14 protein-coding genes are annotated in these 14,984 nt (G+C 37.1%); 8 read left to right on the top strand and 6 right to left on the bottom strand.

Annotated features, from left to right (window positions below; genetic code table 11):
- Nucleotides 1–2: 2 nt before the first annotated feature.
- Complete coding sequence (locus ACWICE_RS04620) at nucleotides 3–1,478, bottom strand: glycoside hydrolase family 130 protein (RefSeq protein ID WP_454297742.1); 1,476 nt, start codon at nucleotides 1,476–1,478, stop codon at nucleotides 3–5.
- Nucleotides 1,479–1,728: 250 nt separating this feature from the next.
- Here ACWICE_RS04620 and ACWICE_RS04615 point away from each other — a divergent pair, with 250 nt between their 5' ends.
- The 6 genes from ACWICE_RS04615 to ACWICE_RS04590 all read left to right on the top strand — a co-directional run bounded on the left by ACWICE_RS04615 (nucleotide 1,729) and on the right by ACWICE_RS04590 (nucleotide 7,521).
- Nucleotides 1,729–2,850, top strand: coding sequence for a glycosyltransferase (locus ACWICE_RS04615; RefSeq protein ID WP_454297741.1), 1,122 nt, complete (start codon nucleotides 1,729–1,731; stop codon nucleotides 2,848–2,850).
- Between the two features lie 9 nt (nucleotides 2,851–2,859).
- Complete coding sequence (locus ACWICE_RS04610) at nucleotides 2,860–3,957, top strand: hypothetical protein (protein WP_454297740.1); 1,098 nt, start codon at nucleotides 2,860–2,862, stop codon at nucleotides 3,955–3,957.
- 75 nt (nucleotides 3,958–4,032) lie between these two features.
- On the top strand, nucleotides 4,033–4,224 hold the full coding sequence (locus tag ACWICE_RS04605; RefSeq protein WP_454297739.1) for a hypothetical protein: 192 nt from the start codon (nucleotides 4,033–4,035) through the stop codon (nucleotides 4,222–4,224).
- Nucleotides 4,225–4,254: 30 nt separating this feature from the next.
- Entirely contained in the window at nucleotides 4,255–5,295 is a 1,041-nt protein-coding gene (locus ACWICE_RS04600) for a DNA topoisomerase IB (RefSeq protein ID WP_454297738.1), read from the top strand.
- A gap of 97 nt (nucleotides 5,296–5,392) precedes the next feature.
- Complete coding sequence (locus tag ACWICE_RS04595; RefSeq protein WP_454297737.1) at nucleotides 5,393–5,848, top strand: ferritin-like domain-containing protein; 456 nt, start codon at nucleotides 5,393–5,395, stop codon at nucleotides 5,846–5,848.
- Between the two features lie 581 nt (nucleotides 5,849–6,429).
- Nucleotides 6,430–7,521, top strand: a complete 1,092-nt coding sequence (locus tag ACWICE_RS04590; protein WP_313258470.1) for a sensor histidine kinase — start codon at nucleotides 6,430–6,432, stop codon at nucleotides 7,519–7,521.
- Here ACWICE_RS04590 and ACWICE_RS04585 read toward each other — a convergent pair whose 3' ends face one another.
- On the bottom strand, nucleotides 7,522–8,211 hold the full coding sequence (locus ACWICE_RS04585; protein ID WP_237235549.1) for a DUF421 domain-containing protein: 690 nt from the start codon (nucleotides 8,209–8,211) through the stop codon (nucleotides 7,522–7,524). It lies immediately after the preceding gene.
- An 82-nt stretch (nucleotides 8,212–8,293) separates the two neighbouring features.
- Between ACWICE_RS04585 and ACWICE_RS04580 the strand changes: the two genes are divergently transcribed.
- The gene (locus ACWICE_RS04580; RefSeq protein WP_185211683.1) at nucleotides 8,294–9,190 is read left to right on the top strand and encodes an SDR family oxidoreductase; all 897 of its coding nucleotides are present in this window, start codon (nucleotides 8,294–8,296) and stop codon (nucleotides 9,188–9,190) included.
- Here the strand turns inward: ACWICE_RS04580 and ACWICE_RS04575 are convergent.
- Nucleotides 9,183–9,686 (bottom strand): CinA family protein, encoded by a 504-nt coding sequence (locus ACWICE_RS04575; RefSeq protein ID WP_254529142.1) that lies wholly within the window; start codon nucleotides 9,684–9,686, stop codon nucleotides 9,183–9,185. The two genes, ACWICE_RS04580 and ACWICE_RS04575, sit on opposite strands and share 8 nt — an antisense overlap.
- Before the next feature lie 113 nt (nucleotides 9,687–9,799).
- Here ACWICE_RS04575 and ku point away from each other — a divergent pair, with 113 nt between their 5' ends.
- A complete protein-coding gene (gene ku, locus ACWICE_RS04570) occupies nucleotides 9,800–10,552 on the top strand; it encodes a non-homologous end joining protein Ku (protein WP_454297736.1) in 753 nt (250 codons plus the stop codon).
- Here ku and ligD read toward each other — a convergent pair.
- From ligD to ACWICE_RS04555, 3 genes are read right to left on the bottom strand one after another with little or no spacing between them, the layout of a single operon-like run.
- Nucleotides 10,549–13,032 (bottom strand): DNA ligase D, encoded by a 2,484-nt coding sequence (gene ligD, locus ACWICE_RS04565; protein ID WP_454297735.1) that lies wholly within the window; start codon nucleotides 13,030–13,032, stop codon nucleotides 10,549–10,551. The genes ku and ligD overlap by 4 nt on opposite strands.
- A 42-nt stretch (nucleotides 13,033–13,074) precedes the next feature.
- Nucleotides 13,075–13,734, bottom strand: coding sequence for a response regulator (locus ACWICE_RS04560; protein WP_454297734.1), 660 nt, complete (start codon nucleotides 13,732–13,734; stop codon nucleotides 13,075–13,077).
- Between the two features lie 3 nt (nucleotides 13,735–13,737).
- Nucleotides 13,738–14,730 (bottom strand): sensor histidine kinase, encoded by a 993-nt coding sequence (locus ACWICE_RS04555; RefSeq protein ID WP_313258483.1) that lies wholly within the window; start codon nucleotides 14,728–14,730, stop codon nucleotides 13,738–13,740.
- Between the last annotated feature and the right edge of the window lie 254 nt (nucleotides 14,731–14,984).

Here is a 14,984-nt window from a genome sequence, read left to right as displayed (position 1 = left end):
ATCTAGGGATTTCCCTCCTCCAACAAGGTGCTGAGCAATTCATCTAAGCATATTGTTGCATAGGTAGACTCATGGTCAGAATATGCATATGGCAAAATCAATTGATTGTTATGGATGATCTGTCCACAGGAATAGAGCACATTCGGCACATACCCATTTCTTTCTTCTTCATTGGCAAATAACAGCGGTTCTGACAATTTTCCCAGGACTTTGCTAGGGTCATCTAGGTCGAGAAGCATGGCACCGATGACGTATTCTCGCATGGGCCCTACTGAATGGGTAATGACCAGCCAACCTTTCTCCGTTTCGAGAGGAGATCCACAATTCCCGACTTGGATAAACTCCCAAGGAAATTCAGGTTCAGCGACCAAATGGATTTCACCATGCCAATTGGTAATGGAATCAGAGAAGGACACATAACTGTTTTCTCCATCTATACGGCAGAGCATGACATATTTCCCATTGATTTTTCGAGGAAAAAGTGCAGCACCTTTATTGGCAATTTTCCCGTTGATAGGTTGAACCTTGAAGTTGATAAAATCTTTGGTCGAAAGCAGTTTGGGGAGGATGGTATGGCCATCGTATGCGGTATAGGTCGCATAATAGGTTGTATTGCCTTTTTCGCTTTTGAAAGCTACAAATCTCGCATCTTCAATCCCATTTTTTTCGGTATCACTTATCGGAAAAATCACTCGTTCAGATATCGATGTATCCAAGGAATACGAAATCTCATAATGTGATGAGGCCAACCACATGATCTGATGCATCAGAATCTGATTATCATGGGTCATCTCATTATCTTCTTCAATTTCCTTGACAAATCGCATCAGTTCATCATAGGTAAAAGTCTCCGTCAATTTCTTTTCAATGATTACTTTAATATCATCCTGAACGGTATGCATTTGCATCAGTTTCTCTATAAAATCATCTTTCTTATATCGGTAATTCTTGACATGCTTAGGTTTATCCAATAAAATACCTACTTCATCAAGTTCGATGTTCAGATTTTTGTCGATGATTCCCGAACGGAAAACGATGGAAGATAAATGCCCTTCACCAACTGCCCTAAAGCTCAATATTACCCTTTTCTCTCCTTCATGCGTTTGGGATTGGTCCGGTGAAATCACGATGGACGGATTGAAGTAGGCAGCAGCTTCAATAGAATATTCCATGGTAAAATACGAACCGATCAGCAATTTCTCAACTTCCGTTAATTTCTTGGCATCAATCTGGAGGTCTTTGAGTTCCTGGGCCTTGAGTTTATAGTTTCGCTCCAATACATTCAAAACACTGCGATGCCTACGTGCATAATTTCTTAAAATCTGGGTGATCAATGCATTTTTCTTGTCATCGCTTAATTTCATTACCCTTTCAATAATCCTTTTTGACCTTTCGGGTGAAAGGTTGAATCTGCGAGCCAATACCCTATCCAACTTTGGTTTAAAAAGTATATTCTTTCGGTTTATTGTTATTCCCATTTTAGTTTTGATTAAAAGTCAACAACTTATTTATAACGATTAAAAACTGGTCTTGTTTAATCTTTGTCATATTTAATTTTTCTGAAGGATGGACCTGAACAATTTCCTGTTATGGAATGTTCAACACATAGTAAAGAATTAATTATAAACAATTTGCAAAAGGATATCTATGAAAATTTTGATTATTGGCACTTACCCGCCTAGGAAATGTGGAATAGCAACTTTTACACATGATTTATTTAACTCCATAATGGATAATTCCAATGAAGTTGATGTCATCGCTATCACCGACGGTTCTGAACATTCATTTCCTCCTGAGGTTAAAAGGACCATTAGAAGAAATGAAAAAATAGATTATTTAGAATCAGCAGATTGGGCAAACAACCAACGCTACGATTGTTGCATAATACAGCATGAATTCGGAATTTTCGGAGGTGAGGCGGGAGAATTCATTTTGGATTTCATGCTACGGGTCAACTTTCAAATAATCAGCAATCTGCATACTATCCTTCAAAATCCCAATCCTCAAGAGTTCAGGGTCATCCAAAAATTAAGCATCCTTAGTGATAAGATTACGGTCATGACACAGCGGGGAATTGAAATGATGGAAACAGTTTACCATGTCAACCCCAATCGACTTACATTGATTCCACATGGTGTCCCGAACTTTAAGTTAAGCAAGGCAGAAGCAAAATCAATTTTAGGTCTGGAAGATAAAAAGGTCATGCTATCATTCGGACTACTGGGAAGAAGCAAGGGGTATGAAATTGCCATAGAAGCTACCTCAAAAATCCGTTCGGACAATTTTGTTTATATCATCCTCGGTGCTACCCACCCAAATGTATTAAAAGAGGAAGGAGATACTTATAAGAATAGTTTGATGCAACAGGCTGGCAATCTTAATCTTTCAGGCAAGGTGTTTTTTGTGAATCACTTTGTAAATGATGAGACATTACAACAATATCTTAAAGCCTGTGATATCTATGTAACGCCATATCCAAATGAAAGCCAAATGAGCAGTGGGACCCTATCCTTTGCACTTGGTGCTGGAGCGGCAGTAATTTCAACGCCATATTGGTATGCCAAGGATCTTTTGGCTGAAGGTAGAGGGGTGCTATTTGATTTCAATGATGCTTCAGGATTGGCAAATTGCATCAATGAATTGATTGAAAAGCCATCGTTGATGGAAAGTTATCAAAAGCGAGCTGAAAGTTTTGGTAAATCCATGTCTTGGATAAATGTGGGGAAACTACATTTGAGCTTAATATCTTCCATTCTTAATCCGAAAGCAAAAATTCAGAGCATAATAAACCAAGATAAAACAATGAAGTTCCTAGATTCTGGAAAATCTAAGAACTTAATTTCTTCATAACGCTACTTCATGATGGAGAAAAATCATGTGGAAAGAACAAGTATGACGAAAACTTTGAAGGGCTTCTTCGAGAGAGTACCAAGGGTGGATTTTTCCTACATTGAAATTTTGACAAAACCTACTGGAATCATTCAGCATGCAAAATTCAATATCCCAGATTATCATCACGGCTATTGTTTGGATGATAATTGCAGGGCCCTGTTATTATTTTGTAAAGCATTTAATCATTTAGAACCCAAGTACAGAAATAGGTATATCAGTATTTATTTATCATTTATCCATTATGCCCAAAAATCCGATGGTACCTTTAGGAACTTTATGTCCTTTGACCATGCTTTTTTGGAGCGGATAGGTTCTGAGGACAGTTTTGGGAGAACCATATGGGCCTTAGGCTATCTACTTTCTAGAGAGGAAATAGCCAACTTCCATGCTATTGCCAAGGAAATATTTGATCGTGCCTATCCGCATATGGAAAACTGCGAATCAGTCAGGGCCATTGCATACCAGATCTTAGGTCTTATACATTACCTTGAAAAATTTCCTGAAGATGAGAAAATCCAAAAACAGCTCCAAAGTTCATGTCAATTTTTAATGAATGAGTATCATGCTGCTCAGGATGAGAATTGGAATTGGTTTGAGGAAGTGATTTCCTACGACAATGCCATTCTTCCGTTGAGTTTATTAAGGGCATCGCGCTTTTTCGGAAACAAGGAGCTTGAGAAAGTTGCCTTGCACAGCAGCTGCTACTTGGACCAAGTCGTCTTTCAAAAAGGATATTTTGCAAGTATCGGCAACACGGGTTGGCTGAAAAAGGATGGTTCTCTTAGCGATTATGGTCAACAGCCTATAGAAGTCTCCAGTACGATCATGCTTTATGATGAACTGAACCATCATGAGACAGGCATTAATTGTCCAGAAAGGGTCCTTCAGGCATTTTCATGGTTTTTAGGTATCAATATGACTGGAGAAGCATTATTTGATTATCAAAACATGGCATGTTTCGATGGATTGGAAGAATATGGGGTCAATAAAAATCAAGGAGCAGAAAGCAATCTATCTTTTTGGCTATCTTATTTAGACACAATAAATTACATTCATTTTAAGTAGGTATTTTCCTTGGAAAACAAGTATTTAAAACATAAACATATTGTATTTTCAGGTGTTATTTAATTAACATCGAACATGGAGGAAAACATGAAAAAACAAGGAAATATAGCAGTAGATAAACATCCCCATAACAAAAACTCATTGGATTCCAGAAGTACCAACATTAAAGCCGATCCGTCAAAAGAAAGTACTAAGTCAAATGGTAATTCAAAAACAGAAACAACAGATAATTCTGGAAAACAATCTAATGAAAAAAGGGAGAAATGATTAATGTTCTCCGGAATCATTAATTAAAAAATGGAAAAATCCTTTACCCACAGTTCAATCGATAAGATTAAAGGCCTTAAGTATGTTGACAGTAATATTACCGGCTTTTCAAGAATTAAAAAGGGTAAAGGGTTTTCCTTTGTTGACCAAAATAAAAAACCTATTTCCGACGATAAAACTCTTACTAGGATCAAATCCTTGGTCATACCTCCGAATTGGAAGAAAGTTTGGATCTGTCCCTATAAAACTGGTCATTTACAGGCCACAGGTTACGATATAAAAGGCAGAAAACAATATATCTATCATCCCAAATGGAAAGCTCTGCGAAAGGAAGATAAATTTGCCATGCTCCTACCCTTCGCTCAAGGTCTCGGAAAATTAAAAAAACAGATCAGGAAAGATTTAAATCGCAAAGAAATTGACCTTCAAAAAGTTACAGCTTTGGCCCTACAGATCATGGATCTAACCTCCATGCGAGCTGGCAATCAATTTTATGAGAAAGAGAACGGTTCCTTTGGATTGACTACATTGAAAAATCGACATCTATCCATCGATAAAAATAAGATCTTTTTTAAATATATAGGTAAGAAGGGTGTTCCTCAAGAAAAAAAAATAACCGCAAAAAACTTAGCCAGATTATTGAAAAAGGTAAAAGCTATACCTGGACAGCAATTATTTCAATTTGAAGATAGTAACCGTAAAATCCAGCAATTGGATTCTGGACATTTAAATGCATATCTATACCATGTTTATCAACAGCACATTACCTGCAAAACTTTTAGGACTTGGAATGCCTGTTATCTATGCCTAGAAATATTTTTAAACAGCGAATATTCCGAAGACTCAAAACAGCGACAAAATCAGGTTCAAGAAACCGTCAAAGTGGTAGCCAAAGAATTGGGGAACAGTAAAGGCATAGCGTTAAAGCATTACATCCTGCCAGAAATAATCTGTCTGTATGAAGATGGAAGTTTAAGTAACTGGATAAGAAAAAATAAAAGCATGCCCACAGGGTCAAGGGCTAAAAGAATCCAAGATAGATTATTAAAAATTATTACATCAAAAACATAGGCAGTATTTACACATCAATTAAGGGACAAATACCTGAATATGAAAAAGTTAAAACTATGAAATACGTTAAATGGTTCAATATTTAAAATATATAGCCATGGAAAATAACGAAAAGAAAATAGACTTAGTGAATCGAGCAGTTGAAATAAACAATGACCGTATTAAAGGGTACAAGAAAGCAATAGAAATTGCAAGCGATGCGAATCTACGGGAGTTACAGGTTTTGTTTCAGCAATACATTGAGCAATCACGTCAATTTATCATTGAGTTAAGCCCTTGCTTAGAGCAGTTTGGGCAAGAGCCGACAGAGGACAGTAATTTTACCGGTAAAATTTTCAGGATTTGGATGGATATCAAATCTGCCATTTCACCTTCCATATCTCAGGCTATCTTGGAGAGTTGCGAGAAAGGTGAGGATGAATTCAAAGAAACCTATAAGGAAATTTTAAGCGATACTTTAGATGACTATCAAGACTTGACAGGGATTCTGCAGCAACAACTTGCTACTCAATTGGAAGCTCATCAACACATCAAAGAGTTAAGAGATTTTTAATAAGTACTCAAACACCCATTTCCATATTGACAGGCAGAAGAAACCTCAATTCTTTTGCCTGTATTTATTTTCTACGAATAAATAGAAAATAAATACGGTTTTTACAGAGTAAAATACGGTTTTTTAGGGCTTTTGACGTTCAGAAATAATTTAAGTTGTATTTTAATTGAAAGGAAAAAACAATGGATTCGAGTTTACTAACTATTTTTTTGATCCTTATCTGTGTTTTAGTATTGGGATATGCCGTATATGGCATCCGTTCAAAACGGCGAAATAAAAATTAATTTCAGAAATTTCATCCGTTTATAAAACACTGATTTTTAACAGATTTCATAATCTACAGTTTGATTTGATATTATTACAGTAATCGTTTATTTATAAAACCTTCATTTTCCTAAAACCCTCCTGCTCTCCGCTTGAGGGTTTTTCCTTGAGGAAATATTTTAAAAATAGGTTTAAAATCTATCCAGCATTTTACGGTTAACCGGAATTTGAGATAGAATCCCTTCTTCCTTGTTGCCTTGTGAGTAACCTAAAATTCAATAAATTTATTGTTTTGCAATCGTATTCGTAATAATTCTATGCTACCTGAAGATTACAAATTTTTAAACGAAATCCTTAATTATTCTCCGTTAGCGACTGCTATATACGATAGTCCTGATTTACGTATTGCTTTTGTCAATGAGGCTATGTTAGAAATGTGGTGCGCCAAGCGGGATATTAGCGGTAAACTATTCAGTGAAGTTTTTCCTTCCTTCAAAGAAAGTGGATTTTCAGCAATATTGGAAAATGTATGGCATAGCGGAAAGAGTTATACCGCAACAGATAAAGAGGCTGAAATCCTGAAGGACGGAATTCCAATCAAACGTTTTTTTGATTTTGAATATAAGGCCTTAACGGATGAGAACAATAAGACCTATGCTATATTACATACTTCTATCGATGTAACAGAGAAAAATGTTGCACTCAAAACCATTGAATCCCATGTTCAGCATTTAAATTATAATAATGAATTGGAATTGATTACCAATACCTTAGTGCATGATGCCAAAAACCCAATTTCCATTGCAAGGATTGCTATAGAAAATATCCGTAAAAAGCATTTGGATCAAAACAATGATTTCAAGGACTGGTTATATGTGATTGAAGATGCCCTTTGCAGCTTGACACAGATCATCGACAAAACCTCTCTTTTGAGCGAGGCAAGAACATATAAAATTGGCAAAAAGGTAGTTCATATTTCGGAGAAGGTTAACCATTGGATCAATGAGGCCAAATTTATTCACCAGGTAACAGAACTGAAAATAGATTTGGGAGAATTACATCCCATTAATGCTGAGCCAAACTCCTTAAATCAGGTTTTTTCTAACCTTATTAATAATGCCATCAAGTATTCCTCTCAAAAAGATCAACCTATGTTGAGTATTGATAGCGAAAGGGATGAAAATGGGATTTATTATTATATCAGGGATAATGGGATTGGAATACCAACAGCTGATATGGGCGAAATATTTTCCAATATGCATAGAGCTTCGAATGCAGGTAATTTCCACGGTAACGGAATAGGTTTGTTCATCGTAAAGCGGATGATGGAAAAGCTTCAGGGAAAAATAGAAGTAAGCAGTGAGATCAATCAAGGAACAGCGGTCAAACTCTATTTTCCCGATAATTGATTAAGGGGTCAAAGTATTGATAGCTTTTGTCCAGCGTTTTTTTTGGCATACCGGGCAAGTTAAATTTTGACCTACTACTGCCATCACCTTGCCACAGTACATACAGGCAAATGGACCTTCTTCGGGCTGGAGCGGTTCAATCTCAATATAATCGTCTGGAAAAAGTGGAAGACCAAACTTAATATTTTCATTACTGAAGCGGATAATACTCATGCTGCCATCTGTTTCTAAAACTGCTGTTCGGACTTGACCTAGATGTTCGATGGATTCATTCCTCAGCTCTGCGAAGAATTCCATTTTTGAGAAGCTGCTTATATTTTCTTCATTGACGGCAAATTCGCCATCCCTTACCACGACAAAGGGATCACCTTCCATGATTTTGTTCACAAAACTGAACTTTGCTGTCAACCAGGTAATCCCTTTGTAAAGCAAAATAACGGTTAGAAAAACCAGGATAGCGTGTAATATCGGGAGGTCATCCTGAAACATAGGGTCACCGGCTGCAGAACCTAAGCCTAAGATAATAGCCACTTCAAATAATGTCAATTGCCTCACCCCTCTTCTTCCAGAAATACGAAGGATAATCAAAATCAGCAGGAACATGATCAAAGTCCTCAAAACAATCTCGACCAACAATTCGGAACTTGCTCCATCAAATAAAATCTTGTATAAGCTGTTTTCTTGCATCATGATGAATTGTTTTTTAGCAGAACGATTATCGGGTAGAATTGTTCTATTCACGGAACATAACAACAAAAAATCAGAAGAAGCTATGAAGAAGAAAGGACAAGAAACGAATAATCCAGAGACAAAATATCCAGCACCTCCATTTAAGAAACAGCCACAATCCCCTCCTGGGGAAACGAAATTAATGGATCCTTTACCCGATCATGGCGAGAACAGCTATGTTGGGCATGGATTAATGGAAGGGAAAGTTGTGATCATTACTGGCGGTGATTCGGGTATTGGCAAGGCAATCGCCATCGCCATGGCCAGAGAAGGCGCTGATATAGTCATTGCCTATAAGGATGAAATAGAGAACGAAGATGCCTATGATACTGCCGAATGGGTTAAACAAGCTGGTTCGAAGGTCATTCTATTTAAGGCTGATCTAAGTGAAGAACTCAATTGTAAAAAACTCGTTGAGCAATGTATCACGGAATTTAAAAAAATAGATGTCCTTATAAACAATGCGGCCTATCAGATGACCTATAAGGATATTGAAGATATCACTGCGGAAGAATGGAACAAAACATTTGAAGTAAATTTAAGTGCGATGTTTTATTTGGTAAAATATGCAAAAAAGTATATCCCTGCTGGCGGAAGTATTATCAATACGACCTCGGTGAATGCTTATGATCCTAACCCAACCTTGTTGCCTTATGCAGCCAGTAAGGCCGCCATACAAAACTTCACCTCTAGCTTGGCGCAGAAATTCCTTGAGGAAAACACAGGCATTCGGGTAAATGCCGTTGCTCCAGGTCCTATTTGGACACCATTGATTCCCAGTACGATTCCCGACCATGAAAAATTTGGAAGCAATACGCCTATGGGCAGACCTGGACAACCCGCAGAGATTGCTCCCATATATGTATTCCTTGCTTCAGATGCGGCATCCTATATTTCAGGAGCTACAATCCCAGCAACCGGTGGAAGGGTTACTATTTAGCTGTTAGTTCAAACTCTAATTCCAATAAATCTAAACAGGCATTGAATGCACAAATAAATACATCGGCTGCATTGCTTTCTGAAAAATGATATTTTTTAGATATTATTTTACCCTTATTGGAAATAGAAAGAAAGACGTCACCAGTCTCACACTGATTTTTTTGGGTCTGCTTGACATCATAGGCTTTGCCCGTAATGGCTATGTGTATATCGGCAGGTATGGTAGCCATTATGCTCTTTAGCATGGCTTCAGTTACTTCCATGGATTCTGCCGAATAAGTTTCAAGAAGATTTTTAGGGACTTTTAAAACATGGGTTTTTACTTTTTCACTGAAACAGACAACTGAACCCTCAAGATATTCCCCAGCTTCGGTCTGCAAACTCCATATACTAGTAAAAAAGCCAGCAGGCATACTTTCTGCCAAGGATAGTTTTAATTTTTTTGATTGGAGGTATTCTCCAATCCTGTTTAATTTTTCTTCATTTATCTTCATCATAAAACAATAAATAATCCTTTTTATTCATCGAGAACAATCGAAGCTTAAAATCGTTCAGTGAGAAGCACTGAACTATATTTCCTAAAGATTGTTTATTAAAATAAAAACATCGTATGAAAGCTATTTGGACAGGAGCCATTGGGTTTGGATTAGTAAATATCCCTATCAAGATTTTTTCAGCCATGCAAAGCAGCAGTCTTGATTTAGATATGTTAGACCGCAAAGATCACGCAAATATCAAATACAAGAGGGTGAATGAAGATACGGGTAAGGAAGTAAGTTGGGACAATATCGTAAAGGGGTATTTATTGAAGGATAAATATGTGGTTTTGGAAGATGCCGACTTTGAGGAAGCTATGCCCGAAAAGAACAAAATGATCAATTTGCAAACCTTCGTCAAACTGCAAGAAATCGACAGTATATATTTTGACACTCCATACTATTTGGAGCCTCAAAAATCAGGGGAAAAAGCTTATCAATTATTATTACAGGCCTTGGAAAAAAGTAAAATGGCAGGTTTAGGGACCTTTGTTATGCGAAGTGTAGAAAACCTAGCGATCATTAAACCATACAAGAACATTCTCTTACTCAACAAACTCCGGTTTGAGGAAGAAATTAGGGATACGGAAGAGTTAAAAACACCTTCCAGCAAAATCTCTAAACAGGAGATGGATATGGCTCTTCAGCTCATCAAAATGAATAGTAAGGAATTTGATATCTCCGCTTTCAAAAATGAATATTCCAAGGAATTAATGAAAATCATCAATCAGAAGAGCAAAGGCAAACGCGCTACCATCCGAAAGATCAATGTGGAAAATACCAAAGCTACCGACCTATTGGAAAAATTAAAGGCCAGTTTGGCTTAAAATTTAGACAGGGCCTGTTTTATATCGACTTTACTGCTATTGAGGTCTTTCCAGGGATCCTCAATGCTGCTGGCTCGACCATAGACATTGAAAATATGGAAGTCTTGAATAGAAAGGTCATAATTCACTTCTTCCCAAAGAATGGGTGTACTGACTGTAGCATTAGGCTTGGGACGAACTGAATACGGTGCTACTATAGTCTGGCCTTCTTTATTTTGGAGATAATCGAGATAGATTAAGCCTTTTCTTTTTTTAGGATCCCGAACCAAGCTGGTCGTTTCAGGATGCATTTGATGAACCAATTCAGCAATAAATTGGATAAAATCCCTGACGACTTGGTAGTCATACTTACCTGCAACATTCATAAAGATATGTAATCCACTGGACCCAGAGGTCTTTATAAAACCAGGAATATTTCCTCTGTCCAAAATTTCCTTGCAGCTTAGGGCTACATCGATGGTATCTTCCCAATCTGCGCCATTTGGATCTAAATCCAAAACAGCATATTGCGGTTTTTCAGGCTTTTTGTAGGTAGAAAGCCATGGATTTATTTCGATAGATCCGAGGTTCACGATATAGAGTAGGCTTGGCAGATCATTACATAAAAGATAGTCAATGGTCTTAGATGTACTTTCAGAAAACACTTCGGTCGTCTTGAGCCAAGCTGGGATTTTATTAGGGTCAACATCTTTTTGGAAGAAGCTCTCTTTATCGATTCCATTAGGGAACCTATTCATGGAAATAGGTTTATCCTTCAAGTAGGGTAATATATAATCACCAATCTTTTCATAATAATCTAAAAGATCTCCTTTGCTGATTTTTTCTGTCGGCCAATAGAGTTTATCTAGATTGGTCAATTTGACCGTTTTTTTTCCAAATTTAAGTTCTTTGTCCATGATCTTATTTTCCTTTCTTGACACTTCGTTTGCAGGTTCTTCCTTGGTAGTTTCTTCGGCGGACTTATCATCTCGGATACCTTTGAAAACCGGATGACGCAGATGTTCGTCCAAGGTCCATTCCGAAAAATAAACATCGCAAACCAATTGAGGCCTTAACCAAGTGACATCTTTCTCTTTGGCTATTTTTTCAGCCTTTGAAAAGGGTTTGGTCTGGGTCTGTAAGGGCTTAAATAAAGTAGAAAGCGATTTTAACAGTTCCTCATTAAACCCAGTACCACAATTGCCGATATATTTGAATTGACCTCCAGACTTGATCCCTAAAACTAATGCACCAAAATAAGACCGAGAACCTTCAGGTTTAGTGAATCCGCAGATAATAGCTTCCTGGGTATTTCGGATTTTTATCTTAAGCCATTTCCCACTCCTCTGGCCCATATCATAGGTGCTATCCTTAAGCTTAGCAATAATCCCTTCCCATTTTTGCTCCCTAACATAGGCTAAGAGGTCTTGATGTTCGGGGATTATTTCCTCAACCAATTTAATATGTTGGAATTTATATTTGGAAATCAGAAGCCTTAGTATTTCTTTCCTTTCTGTTAAAGCATAAGATTTCAGGTCTACATCATCCAGATACAGGATATCAAAGACATAATAATAGAGTTGAAGGTTATTTTGTATAGGTTCTCCAGACTGAAGGTATTGAAATTGGGATATTCCCTGTTTATTTTCAATCACGATCTCACCATCAAGGACGCAAGGTCTGCTTAGGTTTTCGAGATCGTTGAGAATACTGGGGAATTTCTTGTTCAGGAGATTTCCATTTCTTGAGATTAATTTCTTTGTGCTGTCCAAAGCATAATAAAGCGAGCGAAAACCGTCAAATTTCTTCTCAAATAGCCAGTCGTGGGAATCAGGAATGGATTGGCTTAATTTTGCGAGCATGGGTTTCAGCTGTTTATCCTCGATGCTTTGGGACTTTTTTTTTACAGTTCCAGAATTAGCTTTGGCCGATTTTTTCTTAAAGTCTTTCCCTTCAGCCTTAACGGAATCACTGACCAACTTTTCCGCGTCAAAGGGTTTATCCGAAGAGAATTCATCTTTATGTTTGATCAAAAGCCAATTGTCGGAATCTGCTCCATTCATTCTGACGAGAGCAAAATCACCTTTCAGGATTTTCCCTTTCAAGGTAAACTTGATGTTTCCATTTTTCCATTGCTTTAGGAAATCCTTATCCGACGCTGCTTCCAAGGGGACATAAGTTCCTTCATCAAAGATACTAACTGTACCGGCGCCATAATTTCCCTTGGGAATATGGCCTTCAAAAGAGCCATAGCTTAATGGATGATCTTCGACCTGAACAGCCAATCGTTTGTCCTTAGGATTTAGGGAAGGTCCTTTTGGCACCGCCCAACTCTTCAGTGCGCCATCGATTTCTAGTCTGAAGTCATAATGTAGCCTACTGGCATGGTGCCTCTGAACGACAAAATGCTGGCCTGCAGATTTGATTTTTTCCTTTTTTGCCTGGGGTTCGGCTGTCTGGGAGAAATCACGTTTTTTATTATATTGATCAAGGTTCGACATATTCAATGGAAGAACAAATCGAACCTTGATAAAGTTTAGAAATTATTGAATCAAGCCGTTAAGAACGGCATATTTAATCAGTGCGGGTGTATTCTTAGATTTTGTTTTATCAATTAGGTTTTGCCTATGTCCTTCAACGGTACGTTTAGATAAGAACAATTTTTTAGAGATTTCTAGGTTTGTGAGGCCTTCACCTAAGAGTTCCAACACTTCCAATTCCCTGGATGTCAGATCAAGTGCTACCGGATCAAACTCGAGGTCTTTGCTCCTGTTTTTTTCAATACCTGAATTGATAAATCCAATAGCTAGCTCTTCGCATAGGTACTTCCCGCCCTGAGCCACGTGATTGATACAAAAAATAAGTTCGTCCGAACCCACATTTTTAACCAAATAGCCTTTTGCACCATATTCAAAAGCCTTGAACATATGCTGTTCACAGTCCAGCATAGTCAGTACTATGACCTTTATATGGGGGTGTTTTGCGGAAACTTCTTGAATAAGCTGTAAACCGTCAAGATTGTTCATACCGAGGTCAGTTATGACAATATCGACCTCTAAATCTGAACTTAATGTTTGCAGGGCGTCCATGCCGTTACTGACATCGGCCACTACATTAAAATTTGTTTGGGAATTCAAAAGCAGCTTAATACCATTTCTAACCACTAAATGATCTTCAGCTAAAAGTATCTTAATTTCGCCCATTTTTTAAAATACGTTTAAAGTTATGTCCACTGCGGTTCCTTTTTTTAATTCCAAAATTTCTATTTCACCTTGATATAAATCAATTCTATTTTTAATACTCCTCAATCCAATTCCTTTTTTCATGCTATTTGCTAACTCCTCAGAAAAGCCAACACCATTGTCCTTAACCATTATTTGAATTTTATTTTCATTCATTCCTACTTTTACTGCGACTTTATTTGCATTGGAATGTTTCAGGCAATTATTCAATAGTTCTTGGACGATTCTGTAGATCACTAACTTAACTTCTTGTTCTACCTCCTCAACTTTCTTGGTAATGACAGTGGTAATTTTGAAATCCGACATATCAATTCGGTTAACCATAAACTGGATTGCAGCCTTGAGTCCAAAATCATGGAGGACAGCAGGAACCAAGTCGATTGAGATATTCCGTATTTGCGCAATAGCATCGTTCAACATCAGTTTAATGTTCTGCATTTCATTTTTACTACCGACATTATCCTTTTCAAGGTGCTGAAGGTTTAATTTTATGGCATATAGGGTTTGGGCTACACTATCATGTAACTGGGTTCCTATCCTATATCTTTCTTGTTCTTGGGTATCAACAATGGCCTGAAACACTTCTTTTTTCAGTTCCACCCAATGATGGTGGGGATAAAATTTCTTATCAAAAAGGAGCATGCAATAATGCGGGTCCTGGAACTGATTGATATATTTTTTAATAAAGGTTTCAATTTTTAGGAAGGAACTTCTGTTTTTCTTGAATCTCAGATTGACCAACAATGGTTTTCTGGACTCATCTCTATTTTCAAAAATCCCCTTTAATCTATATGCATCTTCTGAGTTTAAAAACTCAAAAATATCTCTAGATATTAACTCCTTTCCTTTTAACCCAAATATGTAATCAAATCGCCCATTAACACGTATAACATGAAAGTTCTTGTCTAAAACAAGAATTGCAAAGGGCCCTTCCTTAAAGAAGACATCAAAGCACAAAAAATCACTTTTACAATCTTCTTGGAGGAGTGTATATCTTTTATTGTTAACAGAATTGTGAAATGAATCTTTTCTTGTAGTGAGCATGACTAATTAACCTTTTCTTTTTGTACTTTAATTAGTTTACTTATTTACATTAATTTATTAAGAACTCTATCTTTCTAAATCAACTTTATATTTCATCGGCAATACTTAGTTAACTTTTTAATTAAGCTATTAAAATTAACTAAAATTAATCGCTATCAGCTTGGGGC

The organism is Sphingobacterium sp. NPDC055346 (genome assembly GCF_053645235.1).
This window is presented reverse-complemented; position numbering and strand designations above follow the sequence as displayed.